This window comes from Variovorax sp. 350MFTsu5.1 (assembly GCF_048302515.1).
GTDB classification, from domain to species: domain Bacteria; phylum Pseudomonadota; class Gammaproteobacteria; order Burkholderiales; family Burkholderiaceae_C; genus Variovorax; species Variovorax guangxiensis.
In genome coordinates this window covers 1,172,137-1,185,186 of record NZ_CP157620.1, presented here as the reverse complement: position 1 = coordinate 1,185,186, position 13,050 = coordinate 1,172,137, and the positions used below count along the sequence as shown (strand labels likewise).

10 protein-coding genes are annotated in these 13,050 nt (G+C 66.0%); 5 read left to right on the top strand and 5 right to left on the bottom strand.

Features of this window, described 5'->3' with window-relative positions; all coding sequences use genetic code 11:
• The first annotated feature begins 2 nt into the window (after positions 1-2).
• The 5 genes from ABL843_RS05130 (at position 3) to ABL843_RS05110 (ending at position 7,606) form a co-directional block, all read left to right on the top strand.
• Positions 3-1,577 (top strand): sigma-54-dependent transcriptional regulator, encoded by a 1,575-nt coding sequence (locus ABL843_RS05130; RefSeq protein ID WP_184634774.1) that lies wholly within the window; start codon positions 3-5, stop codon positions 1,575-1,577.
• Positions 1,564-2,175: a 1,6-anhydro-N-acetylmuramyl-L-alanine amidase AmpD gene (gene ampD, locus ABL843_RS05125; RefSeq protein WP_418119192.1), complete on the top strand. Its 612-nt coding sequence runs from the start codon at positions 1,564-1,566 to the stop codon at positions 2,173-2,175. The genes ABL843_RS05130 and ampD overlap by 14 nt, the downstream gene beginning before the upstream one ends.
• Before the next feature lie 349 nt (positions 2,176-2,524).
• Positions 2,525-5,449, top strand: a complete 2,925-nt coding sequence (locus ABL843_RS05120) for a ribonucleoside-diphosphate reductase subunit alpha (protein WP_418119191.1) — start codon at positions 2,525-2,527, stop codon at positions 5,447-5,449.
• A gap of 191 nt (positions 5,450-5,640) precedes the next feature.
• Positions 5,641-6,900, top strand: a complete 1,260-nt coding sequence (locus tag ABL843_RS05115) for a ribonucleotide-diphosphate reductase subunit beta (protein ID WP_126021380.1) — start codon at positions 5,641-5,643, stop codon at positions 6,898-6,900.
• Positions 6,901-7,096: 196 nt separating this feature from the next.
• A complete protein-coding gene (locus ABL843_RS05110) occupies positions 7,097-7,606 on the top strand; it encodes a histone H1-like DNA-binding protein (protein WP_019656794.1) in 510 nt (169 codons plus the stop codon).
• A gap of 102 nt (positions 7,607-7,708) precedes the next feature.
• On the opposite strand, the gene ABL843_RS05105 is transcribed toward ABL843_RS05110, so the two are convergent.
• From ABL843_RS05105 to accB, 5 genes are all read right to left on the bottom strand, one after another.
• Positions 7,709-8,611: a carbohydrate kinase family protein gene (locus tag ABL843_RS05105; RefSeq protein ID WP_126021381.1), complete on the bottom strand. Its 903-nt coding sequence runs from the start codon at positions 8,609-8,611 to the stop codon at positions 7,709-7,711.
• A gap of 66 nt (positions 8,612-8,677) precedes the next feature.
• A complete protein-coding gene (locus ABL843_RS05100; protein WP_418119190.1) occupies positions 8,678-10,213 on the bottom strand; it encodes a zinc-ribbon and DUF3426 domain-containing protein in 1,536 nt (511 codons plus the stop codon).
• A gap of 83 nt (positions 10,214-10,296) precedes the next feature.
• On the bottom strand, positions 10,297-11,190 hold the full coding sequence (gene prmA, locus ABL843_RS05095; protein ID WP_418119189.1) for a 50S ribosomal protein L11 methyltransferase: 894 nt from the start codon (positions 11,188-11,190) through the stop codon (positions 10,297-10,299).
• Positions 11,191-11,205: 15 nt separating this feature from the next.
• Entirely contained in the window at positions 11,206-12,555 is a 1,350-nt protein-coding gene (gene accC, locus ABL843_RS05090; RefSeq protein WP_184634765.1) for an acetyl-CoA carboxylase biotin carboxylase subunit, read from the bottom strand.
• A 2-nt stretch (positions 12,556-12,557) separates the two neighbouring features.
• Positions 12,558-13,031, bottom strand: coding sequence for an acetyl-CoA carboxylase biotin carboxyl carrier protein (accB, locus tag ABL843_RS05085; RefSeq protein WP_369659581.1), 474 nt, complete (start codon positions 13,029-13,031; stop codon positions 12,558-12,560).
• Positions 13,032-13,050: the final 19 nt, after the last annotated feature.

The window sequence follows — 13,050 nt, the reverse complement described above, 5'->3', positions numbered from 1 at the left end:
CCGTGAGCAACTCCCCCTCTTCTTCCACCCAGCGGCCGGCGCAGATCCTGGTCATCGACGACGAGCCCGATCTGCGCACGCTGTACGAGCTGACGCTGCTGCGCGAGGGCTATCGCGTCGAGGCGGCGGGCAGCGTGTCGGAAGCCTGGCAGCACCTGGAGGCCGCGCGCTTCGACGCGGTGATCACCGACATGCGGCTGCCCGACGGGCAGGGCATGGAGATCATCCACCGCATCCAGAAGAATCAGCGCAGCGAGCGCTGCGTGGTGATGACCGCCTACGGCTCCGCCGAGAACGCGGTGGAGGCGCTGAAGGCCGGCGCCTTCGACTACCTCACGAAGCCGGTCGACCTCAAGCAGTTCCGCGCGGTGGTGGCTTCCGCCGTGCAGGCGCGGACGACGCCGCAGCCGCTGGCCAAGCCTGTGCAGGCGACGCCCGCTGGAAGCAACAGGGCCGAAGCAGAGGCGGCGCCTACGTCCGGCACCGGCATCGCCGCGCTCGACCGGCTGGTGGGCGAATCGGAGCCGATGCGGCTGGTCAAGTCACGCATCGCCAAGGTGGCGCGGGGCATGGCGCCGGTGCTGGTGCGCGGCGAATCGGGTACCGGCAAGGAACTGGTCGCGCGCGCGGTGCATGCCTGCAGCCAGCGCAGCGAAGGCCCCTTCGTCGCGGTGAACTGCGGCGCGATTCCCGAGAACCTGCTCGAGGCCGAGTTCTTCGGGGCGAAGAAGGGCTCGTACACCGGATCCTCGCAGGATCGCGACGGCTACTTCCAGGCCGCGCGCGGCGGCACGCTGTTCCTCGACGAAATCGGCGACCTGCCGCTGGCGATGCAGTCGAAGCTGTTGCGCGCGATCCAGGAGCGCAGCGTGCGCTCGATCGGCTCGACGCAGGAAGAAGCCGTCGACGTGCGCATCGTCAGCGCCACCCACAAGGACCTGCACTCCGAGGTGCAGGCAGGCCGCTTCCGGCAAGACCTCTTCTACCGCCTCAACGTGATCGAGATCGCGGTGCCCGCATTGCGCGACCGCCGCGAGGACCTGCCCGCGCTGTGCAACGCGCTGCTTTCGCGCATCGCACAAGACGGCGGGCTGCCGGTGCCGCACCTGTCTGACGAACTGCTGCGCCGCCTCGCGCAGCATCCGCTGAACGGCAACGTGCGCGAGCTCGAGAACCTGCTGCACCGCGCGGTGGCGCTGAACGACGGCGACGAGCTGCATCTGGATCTGATGGGCGGCTTCACGGCCGCTGCCGAAGCTGCCGCGTCCTCCGCGCCAGCCCCGCTGTCGCCCGTCGGTGCCGATGCGCTTGCCGTGCCGGCACCGGCGCCGAGTGCGCCCGTGGTGGCACCGCCCAGGGCCGCGCCGCCGCCGCTGCCCTCCGACCTGCAGGCCTACCTCGACCAGCAGGAGCGCGAGATTCTCGTGCGCGCGCTGCACGAGAGCGGCTTCAACCGCACTGCCGCCGCCGCCCGGCTGGGCATGAGCCTGCGCCAGATCCGCTACCGCATCGCGCGGCTGGGCATCACCACGCCCAACGGCGACGATGGTGCGAACAGCAGCCATGCCGACGACTGAAGAAGCCCCCCCGGCGTCCGGCGACGCACTCTGGCGGGCCGGCTGGTACCGCTTCGCGAAAGCCCTGCCCTCTCCCAACTTCGGGCCCCGGCCGCAGGGCGCGCAGATCGACCTCATCGTGCTGCACTCGATCAGCCTGCCGCCCGGCGAGTACGGCGGCGACGAGGTGCAGCGGCTTTTCACCAACCGGCTCGACTGGGATGCGCACCCCTACTTCCAGGCCATACGCGGGCTGGAGGTTTCGTCGCATTTCTACGTGCGGCGCAACGGCGAACTCTGGCAGTTCGTGAGCTGCGACGACCGCGCCTGGCATGCGGGCGTGTCGTCCTGGCGCGGCCGCGAAAACTGCAACGACTACTCCATCGGCATCGAGCTGGAGGGCCTGGAAGGGCAGCCCTTCGAGGAGCCTCAATACGAGACGCTCGCGAGCCTGTGCGTCGCCATCGCGCAGCATTTTCCGGTCGGGCACATCGCCGGCCACGAGCACGTCGCGCCGGGGCGCAAGCAGGACCCGGGCGCCGGCTTCGACTGGCGCCTGCTGCGCGAACAGCTCGGCTGGAATCCACAGATGTTTCCCGAGCAGGTGATCCGGCGCTAATTTTTTCAATCGCGCGGCGGCTTGCGATGCGACGCTCATGCGCCGCAGCAAATAGAGTCTTTCAAACGCGCGATGCAGCAACCATGCGCCCTGCAGGCCCAAATCGGCCTGCAAGCCACGACCCATGCGGGTTGCAGGACCATAGGCCAGTATTCATGGGGCATCTTTGCAGGTGTTCTATTGCGGAAGTAATACCGGCAATCCTTGTATCCATTGGAAAACGCTACATCTAGTGGGTTGTACGCCCCGTGCACCCTAGATATAGTGTCCCCCGTCCGGTACCGTACACCGGTGCGGCGCCGGGCCAGGTGCCGCCATCCAACAAGAATTGCCAACTGAGAGGAAGCGAATGCAAACAGCCCTGAACCCCCAATCGACCCCGCGTGCCATCCCCTCCACGCCGTCGCAGCAGCAGCGAGACACTGCTGGCTCCCCCGCCGGCCAGAACCTGGCCCACTACCAGATCATCCGCCGCAACGGCGCCGTCGTTCCCTTCGAGCCGAACAAGATCGCCATCGCGATGATGAAGGCCTTCCTGGCCGTGCACGGCACGCAGGGCGCGGCATCGGCCAGCGTGCGCGAGACGGTCGACACGCTCACGCAGGGCGTGATCCGCGCGCTGGTGCGTTCCCGTCCGGGCGGCGGCACCTTCCACATCGAGGACGTGCAGGACCAGGTCGAGCTCGGCCTGATGCGCGGCGGCCACCATGAGATCGCCCGCGCCTACGTGCTGTACCGCGAGCGCCGCACGCAGGAGCGCTCGAAGCAGGGCGAGCAGGAAGTGCCGGCCGCTCCCGCGCTGCACGTGCTGGACAAGGGCGAGCTGGTAGCGCTCGACCTGAACGAACTCAAGAGCCTGATCGAGTCGGCCTGCGAAGGCCTGGGCGACAGCATCACGGCCGCTCCCATCGTCGCCGAGACGATGCGCAACCTGTACGACGGCGTGCCGCTCGACGAGGTCTACAAGGCCTCAATCCTGGCGGCCCGTACGCTGATCGAAAAAGATCCCGACTACACCTTCGCCACCGCACGCCTGCTGCTGCACACGATCTTCAAGGAGATCATCGGCCGCGAAGTGCTGCCCGCCGAACGCGCATCCGCCTACGCCGACTACTTCCCGCAGTTCATCAAGAAGGGCGTGGACAACGACCTGCTCGACGAGAAGCTGCTGCAGTACGACCTGCCCCGCCTGGGCGCGGCCCTGAAGCCCGAGCGCGACAACCAGTTCGACTACCTCGGCCTGCAGACCCTGTACGACCGCTACTTCCTGCACGTGCGCAAGACCCGCATCGAGCTGCCGCAGGCTTTCTTCATGCGCGTGGCCATGGGCCTGTCGCTCAACGAGATCGACCGCGAAGCGCGCGCCATCGAGTTCTACGAGGTGCTGTCGTCGTTCGACTTCATGTCGAGCACGCCCACGCTGTTCAACGCCGGCACCCTGCGCTCGCAGCTGTCGAGCTGCTATCTGACCACCGTGCCCGACGACCTGGACGGCATCTACGAGTCGATCAAGGAAAACGCGCTGCTGTCGAAGTTCGCCGGCGGCCTGGGCAACGACTGGACCCGCGTTCGCGCACTCGGCAGCCACATCAAGGGCACGAACGGCGAATCGCAGGGCGTGGTGCCCTTCCTGAAGGTGGTGAACGACACGGCCGTGGCCGTGAACCAGGGCGGCAAGCGCAAGGGCGCCGTCTGCACGTACCTCGAAACCTGGCACCTCGACATCGAGGAGTTCCTGGAACTGCGCAAGAACACCGGCGACGACCGCCGCCGCACGCACGACATGAACACGGCCAACTGGATCCCCGACCTGTTCATGCGCCGCGTGATGGAAAAGGGCACCTGGACGCTGTTCTCGCCCTCCAACGTGCCCGACCTGCACGACCTGTTCGGCGCCGACTTCGAGAAGGCCTACGTCGCCTACGAAGAGAAGGCTGCCCGCGGCGAGATCAAGCCGAGCCGCACCGTCCAGGCGACCGACCTGTGGCGCAAGATGCTCACGATGCTGTTCGAGACCGGCCACCCCTGGATCACGTTCAAGGACGCCTGCAACGTGCGCTCGCCGCAGCAGCACGCTGGCGTCGTGCACTCGTCGAACCTGTGCACCGAGATCACGCTGAACACCAGCGACACCGAAACCGCCGTGTGCAACCTGGGTTCCGTGAACCTGCTGCAGCACCTGAAGGACGGCAAGGTCGACCAGGAGAAGCTGAAGAAGACCGTGTCGACCGCGATGCGCATGCTCGACAACGTGATCGACATCAACTACTACGCCGTGAAGAAGGCGCGCGACTCGAACCTGCGCCACCGTCCGGTCGGCCTGGGCCTGATGGGCTTCCAGGACGCGCTGTACGAACTGCGCATTCCCTACGCCTCGCAGGAAGCCGTGCAGTTCGCCGACGAGTCGATGGAAGCCATCTGCTACCACGCCTACTGGGCCTCGACCGAGCTGGCCAAGGAACGCGGCAAGTACTCGAGCTACAAGGGTTCGCTGTGGGACAAGGGCGTGCTGCCGATCGACTCGCTCGACCTGCTCGAGAAGGCTCGCGGCGGCTACGTCGAGGTCGACCGCTCGGCCACCCTCGACTGGGACGCGCTGCGCTCGAAGATCAAGGCCGACGGCATGCGCAACTCGAACTGCGTGGCGATTGCTCCGACCGCGACCATCTCGAACATCATCGGCGTGGACGCCTCGATCGAGCCCTGCTTCGGCAACCTCTCGGTCAAGTCGAACCTGTCGGGCGAATTCACCGTGATCAACCACTACCTGGTGCGCGACCTCAAGCGCCTGGGCCTGTGGGACGACGTGATGGTGATGGACCTGAAGCACTTCGACGGTTCGCTGCGCCCCATCGACCGCGTGCCGCAGGACGTGAAGGCGCTCTACGCCACCGCGTTCGAGATCGAGACCACGTGGCTGGTGGAAGCCGCCGCGCGTCGCCAGAAGTGGATCGACCAGGCGCAGTCGCTGAACATCTACATGGCCGGCGCGTCGGGCAAGAAGCTCGACGACACCTACAAGCTCGCATGGCTGCGCGGCCTGAAGACCACGTACTACCTGCGCACGCAGAGCGCGACGCACGCAGAGAAGTCGACGGTGCAGTCGGGCCGCCTCAACGCGGTGTCGTCGGGCAACGGCGAAGCGACTTCTTCCTCCGGCATGAGCGCGCTCGAAGCCGCTGCTGCTGCGGCAAAGGCGCAGATGAGCGCGATTCCCGCCACCGACATCGCGTTCTGCGGCGTGGACGATCCGACCTGCGAAGCGTGCCAGTAAACGCTTCGGTGCTCGCGACAACAACTCAGTGAGGTGCTCGCGAAATCGCGCGACGTTCAATCAATCAAGGCATTGACTGACATCGCGCGATGCATGCGAGCAACATAACAACCACATAAATGGCGTGCGATGTGAACGAGCACTTTGCAACTCACATCGTTACTCCGATAATTTGAGCATTGGATTTTTCTATGTTGACCTGGGACGAAGAAGTCAAGCCCTCCTTACCAAAGGATATGCAACAAGGTTTGCAGCACCACAACGCATCGACCGGCGGATTGCCCGCAGGCCGTTCGGTGGACGCTCCGGCTTCGTCTTCCGTCGCGCAACCCGCCCTCCGCACCTTCAGCACGCTCGATGACGGCGCGCAGGTGCGCCCGGTTGCCACCGCCGCTCCTGCAGCAGCAACGCCCGCAGTCGCCGCCCAATCCACCCAGCGCGTCAAGGCTTCGGACAAGCGCATCATCAACGGCCAGACCGACGTCAACCAGCTGGTGCCGTTCAAGTACAAGTGGGCGTGGGAGAAGTACCTCGCCACCTGCGCCAACCACTGGATGCCGCAGGAAGTGAACATGACGCGCGACATCGCGCTCTGGAAAGATCCGAACGGCCTGAGCGAAGACGAGCGCCGCATCGTCAAGCGCAACCTCGGCTTCTTCGTGACCGCCGACTCGCTGGCCGCCAACAACATCGTGCTGGGCACCTACCGCCACATCACGGCGCCCGAATGCCGCCAGTTCCTGCTGCGCCAGGCTTTCGAGGAAGCGATCCACACGCACGCGTACCAGTACATCGTCGAGTCGCTCGGCCTGGACGAGAGCGAGATCTTCAACGCCTACAACGAAGTGCCGTCGATCCGCGAGAAGGACCAGTTCCTGATCCCGTTCATCGACGCCATCAGCGACCCCAACTTCCACACCGGCACGCCCGAGGCCGACCAGAAGCTGCTCAAGTCGCTCATCGTGTTCGCCTGCCTGATGGAAGGCCTCTTCTTCTACGTCGGCTTCACGCAGATTCTCGCACTGGGCCGCCAGAACAAGATGACCGGCGCCGCCGAGCAGTACCAGTACATCCTGCGCGACGAGTCGATGCACTGCAATTTCGGCATCGACCTGATCAACCAGCTCAAGCTCGAGAATCCCGGCCTCTGGACGGCGGAGTTCAAGGCGGAGATCAAGGCACTCTTCCTGCGTGCCGTCGAGCTCGAATACAGATACGCCGAAGACACCATGCCCCGTGGCGTGCTCGGCATGAACGCCTCCATGTTCAAGGGCTACCTGCGCTACATCGCCAACCGGCGTGCACAGCAGATCGGCCTCGAAACGCTCTTCCCGAACGAAGAAAATCCGTTCCCGTGGATGAGCGAAATGATTGACCTGAAGAAAGAGCGCAATTTCTTCGAAACCCGCGTGATCGAATACCAGTCGGGTGGTGCGCTCTCCTGGGATTGAATCTTTCGAAAAGAATTAATGAATTCAAGAATTGCCCTTGCCACCGATCGCGCCGAAGAGCGCGGCATGGACGAGGGCTCAGGTGTTCATGGTGCTGGAGCAAAGATTCCAACACCATGAATCGCTTCACGTTACCCAACGTGCGTGGAGTGCTTCAATAGGTTGATTTTTTCAACTTGATCAAGGAGAAATAGAAATGGCAACTGCAAAGAAAGCTCCGGCTAAGAAAGCCGCTGCAAAGAAGGCTCCGGCTAAGAAGGCCGTCGCCGCCAAGAAGGCTCCTGCCAAGAAGGTAGCCGCCAAGAAGGCACCGGCCAAGAAGGTCGCTGCCAAGAAGGCTCCGGCAAAGAAGGTAGCAGCGAAGAAGGCAGCACCGGCGAAGAAGGCCGCTGCCAAGAAGGCTCCTGCCAAGAAGGCCGTAGCGAAGAAGGCGCCTGCGAAGAAGGCTGCTGCCAAGAAGGCCCCGGCGAAGAAGGCCGCTGCCAAGAAGGCGCCCGCGAAGAAGGCTGCTGCCAAGAAGGCCCCTGCCAAAAAGGCTGCGGCCAAGAAAGCCGCGAAAAAGCCTGCTGCCAAGAAGCCTGCTGCGAAGAAGGCTCCCAAGGCCGCTGCTCCTGCCAAGGCTGCCGCCGTAGCGCCTGCCCCTGCGGCGCAAACGACGCTGAACCCCCAGGCAGCCTGGCCGTTCCCCACGGCCAGCAAGCCCTGAGTTTCTCAGCGGCCTTGAAGGCAAAAAGCCCGGCACCTCACGGTGCCGGGCTTTTTTTTATCGCCTCTTATCGCCCTTCCAGGCGCTCTCTCAAAGAGAAGATCAGACGCCCAGCGCCTTGCGATCGATCTCGTAGTTCTGCGGGCCACGCTGCGCAATCTTGATCGCGCCGACCTTGTTGCCCAGCGCCGCGCACTGTGCGAGCGGCCAGCCCTTTTCCAGACCGAAGAGCAGCGCGCCACGCCATGCGTCGCCGCAACCCGTGGGCTCGACCACCTCGGTGGCCACCACGCCCGGCACGTGCTCGCGCTCGCCATCGGTCCAGATCTCGCAGCCCTCGGCCGCCAGCGTGACCACGAGGCCGCGCACGCGCCTGGAGATCTCGGCAAGGCTCCAGCCGGTGCGCTGCGACAGCATCTTTCCTTCGTAATCGTTCACCACCACCCAGCTCGCCAGATCGACGAAATGGCGCAGCGCCTCGCCGTCGAACATCGGCAGGCCCTGGCCCGGATCGAACACGAACGGGATGCCCGCTGCGGCGAACTGCTCAGCGTGCTGCAGCATCGCGTCGCGGCCATCGGGGGCGATGATGCCGAGCTTGATGTCCTCGCGCGCAGCCACCTTGGTGACGTGCGCCTGCTGCATCGCGCCGGGGTGGAAGGCGGTGATCTGGTTGTTGTCGACGTCGCTCATGATCATCGCCTGCGCGGTGAAGGTGTCGTCGAGCTGGCGCACGAACTCCGTGCTGATGCCCAGCGAGCGCATGCGCTCGAGGTACGTGGCGCCATCGCTGCCCAGCGTGGCCATAGGCAGCGCCGTGCCGCCCAGCGCATTGAGGCTGTAGGCGATGTTGCCCGCGCAGCCGCCGAAGTCGCGGCGTAGCGTCGGCACCAGGAACGACACATTGAGGATGTGCAACTGATCAGGAAGGATCTGGTCGGCGAACCGGCCCTCGAAAGTCATGATGGTGTCGAATGCGAGGGAACCGCAAATCACTGCTGCCATGGTTAGCCGTTGGTGTGTTGAGTGGTGGATGAAAGCGAGAAGGACACACGCGCGCACGAGCCCCGCTCAGGGATAGAAAGCCTCGACGCGATAGCCCGCGACGGGCGGCAGCGCCGCCGCTTCCGAAGCGGACAAGGTCAGGGGCAGCGAGGCCGCGCGATCCGCGCGCGCCTGCAACACGGCCGGAGCGCCGTAGTCCGTCGGCATCAGCACGCGGCGCACCACGGCGCGCTCCTGCGTGTCGAGCAGCGAGAGCTCGACGGCCGGCATCGCGAGCGGCACCGTGGCGCCGTTGCGCAGGGTGAAGCTCAGGCGGTAGTCGTTGCCGCCGCTCTTCTCGCGCGCGAAGGCCGCGCCTTCGATCACGATGTCGCCGATCTGGCGCAGCGCGCCGAGCTCGCAGCCGGTGTACTGGCACAGCGCCGCAAGCGTGGGCCGCAGGTTGGGCTGGCGCGCGACGATGCCGTCCCGTTCATGGCGAACGATCTGCAGAACCAGCAACAGCGCCGCAAGAACCGCCAGCAGGACCAGCAGCACCCGCACACCCCTGCGCTGCCAGAAGCCCGGTGCCTTTTCCAGCGGCTCGTCGTCCTCCGCGAAGGGATGCCCCGGCGGCGGCTCGAAGATCGGCGAGAGCACCGGATCGGGCTCGTCGGCTCCGCTTTCGGTCTCTTCCCGCACCACCAGGGCCGGCGATGCCTTCGCGGCCGCACGCTCCTCGCGCGCCTTGGCGCTTGCGATCTTGGCCGACTTTGCACGAGCCCGGCGCAGCGCCTTCTGCATCTGGACCTGGTCGTGTTCCTTCTCCAGTTGCTCGCGTTCGTCCGCGGCACCACCGTCGTCGGCGGCGTCGTCATCGCTCGCACGCTGGATGAGCGTGCGCGTCTTGACGATGCGCGGCGTAACCGGCAGCGGCGGCGCCGGTGGTGGCGGCGCGGGCGGCGGAGACGCAAGATTCAGGTCGATGTTCGGAAACGGCGGCAGCGTGCTCGGCGGCGGCTTCCAGGCGGGCTGCGTGGCGTCGAGGTCGGACCACGGCTCGTCGGCGGCGAGGCCGTGCTCGGGCAGGGTCAGCGAGAACGCGGGCAGCGGCGACGCCGGGGCAGGAGGCGGCGACTGCACCAGCGGCGACACGGTCTTCGGCGTGGGGTCGAGCACCAGGGCATCCGGCGGAAGCAGGTGCTCCTCGTCCGTGAGCCAATCCTTGCGCTGGCGCTGATGCTCGGGCTCGTCGTCGAAGAAGTCCGCATCCTCGGCGGATGACGACAGGGGCTGCTCCGGTTCCTCGAGTCCGGGCTCGGCCGGGGGCAAGGGTTCCGGTGCAGGCGAAGGCGAAGGCGCGGGAGGCTCGGGCGAAGGCGCCGGCTCCGCAGCAGGCTGCTCGACCAGCCCCGGCATGAAGCCACTGCCCTGCACCGCCGGCGACGCACCAGGCGCAACCGCTGTCCCGCCGGTCCCTTCGGATGTCTCGTGCAGGTCGAGCGTCGCGTCGAACACATTGCTGCAGCGGCCGCAGCGCACCCAGCCATCCGAGATGCGAAGCTGGTCGCGCACCACCTTGAAGGTGGTGGTGCAGGCAGGGCAGCGCGTGACGAGACTCATGACCGGGCGATTGTAGGGTTGGGCCCTCGCCGCGCGAGGGGCTCAAGGCCACGCAAGAAACCGGCCGCGTGCGCCGCAGCAGCTCAGCAGCGGGCCGTCATGAGGATCCAGCCGTCCTCGCTGTCGCTGACTTCGAGCACCGCGTACGGTGCGTAGGCTTCCTTCAGTTCGTCGGCCTGGCGTTCGAGGATGCCGGCCATGACGAGCGAGCCGCCCGACTTCACATGGCCGCGCAGCAGCGGCGCGAGCAGCTTGAGCGGCGTGGCCAGGATGTTGGCCAGCACGACGTCGTATTCGCCCTTGGCGGCGTCGGGCAGGCCGGCCTTGAGCTTCACGCCGTTGGCTTCGGCGTTGAGCACGGTCGAGGAGACCGCTGCTTCGTCGATGTCGACGGCATCGATGTCGGTGGAGCCGAACTTCGCGGCGCCGATCGCCAGGATGCCGGAGCCGCAGCCGTAGTCGAGCACGCGCCTGCCGGCCAGGGCCCCCTCGCCTCGCGTCGCGATCCAGCGCAGGCACATGCGCGTGGTGGGATGCGTGCCGGTGCCGAAGGCCAGGCCCGGATCGAGCCTGATGACCTGCCTGGCCTGCTCGGGCGGCTCGTGCCAGGTCGGCACGATCCAGAACTCGGGCGTGACTTCGACGGGCGCGAACTGCGATTGCGTCAGGCGCACCCAGTCCTGCTCGGGCACCGTCGCGATGCCGAGCACTTCGCAGCCTTCGTCAAAGAAGTCCTGCAGCGCGAGCACCGAAGCGGCGTCCTTGGCCTGCGCCTCGTCGGGAAAGAGCGCGATCACGCGCGAACGCTGCCAGCCCTCCTTGGGCGGCGGCATGCCCGGCTCGCCGAACAGCGCCTGCTCCGCATCGGTCTGCGCGTCGGCGTCTTCCACCGACACGCTCAATGCGTCGAGCGCATCGAGCGCTTCGCACAGCGTCTCGACCCGGTCTTCCGGCGCCATGAGGCGAAGTTCAAACATCGCGATGTTCCAGGCTCAGCGCTTGTGTGCGGCCAGCCACTCTTCCAGATAGTGGATGTTGGTACCGCCGCTCATGAACTTGGCGTCGACCATCAGCTCGCGGTGCAGCGGGATGTTGGTCTGGATGCCTTCGATCACCGTTTCGTTCAGCGCCGTGCGCATGCGCGCCATCGCCTGCTCGCGCGTGTCGCCGTAGACGATGATCTTGCCGATCATCGAGTCGTAGTTCGGCGGCACGAAGTAGTTGGTGTACGCATGCGAGTCGACGCGCACGCCCGGGCCGCCCGGCGGGTGCCACATGGTGATGCGGCCCGGCGAGGGAATGAACTTCCAGGCGTCTTCCGCGTTGATGCGGCACTCGATGGCGTGGCCGTTCATCTGAATCTGGCGCTGCGTGAACGGCAGGCGCTCACCCGCCGCGACCATGATCTGCGTCTTGACGATGTCGATGCCGGTGGTGAACTCGGTCACCGGGTGCTCCACCTGCACGCGCGTGTTCATCTCGATGAAGTAGAACTCGCCGTTCTCATAGAGGAACTCGAAGGTGCCGGCGCCACGGTAGCCGATCTTCTTGCAGGCCGCGGCGCAGCGCTCTCCGATCTTCTCGATCAGCTTGCGCGGGATGCCGGGCGCGGGCGACTCCTCGATCACCTTCTGGTGGCGGCGCTGCATGGAGCAGTCGCGCTCGCCGAGGTAGACGGCGTTCTTGTGCTTGTCGGCCAGCACCTGGATCTCGATGTGGCGCGGGTTCTGGAGAAACTTCTCCATGTACACGGCCGGATTGTTGAAGGCCGCCTGGGCTTCCGCCTTCGTCATCTGGATCGCGTTGACCAGCGCCGCCTCGGTGTGCACCACGCGCATGCCGCGGCCACCGCCGCCGCCGGCGGCCTTGATGATGACCGGGTAGCCGATGGCGCGCGCGATGCGCTTGTTGGTGGCAGCGTCGTCCGAGAGCTCGCCTTCCGAGCCGGGCACGCAGGGCACGCCGGCCTTGATCATCGCCTGCTTGGCCGACACCTTGTCGCCCATGGTGCGGATGTTGTCGGGCGTGGGGCCGATGAACTGGAAGCCGCTCTGCTCCACGCGCTCGGCGAAGTTCGCGTTCTCGCTCAGGAAGCCGTAGCCGGGGTGGATCGCCTCGGCGTCGGTCACCTCGGCCGCCGAGATGATCGCCGGCATGTTGAGGTAGCTCTGCGCCGAGGGAGCCGGCCCGATGCAGACAGCCTCTTCGGCGAGCTTGATGTACTTGGCGTCGCGGTCGGCCTCGGAATAGACCATCACGGCCTTGATGCCGAGCTCGCTGCAGGCGCGCTGGATCCGGAGGGCGATTTCCCCCCGGTTTGCAACCAGGATCTTCTTGAACATGCTTACTCGATGATGAACAGCGGCTGTCCGTATTCGACCGCCTGGCCGTTTTCGCCGAGGATCTGGGTGATGGTGCCGGACTTGTCGGCCTCGATTTCGTTGAGGATCTTCATCGCCTCGATGATGCAGAGAGTGTCGCCCTCGTTGACCTTGCTGCCGACCTCGACGAATGCCGGAGCGCCCGGGCTCGACGAACGGTAGAAAGTGCCGACCATCGGCGATTTCACCGCATGGCCGGACGGCGCGGCCTCGGTGGTGGGCGCAGCGGCCGCGGCGGGAGCCGCCGGGGCGCTGACGGCCGCGGCCGGCGCGGCCGCAGCGGCCTGAGGCGCGGCCAGGGTTTGCACATACTGCACCGGAGCGGCGCCGCCGCCCTTGACGATGCGAACCTTGCCTTCGGTTTCCGTGATTTCCAGTTCGGAAATATTCGATTCGGACACCAGATCGATCAGTGTCTTGAGTTTGCGCAGATCCATGGGACTCCAGTGCCGGCTG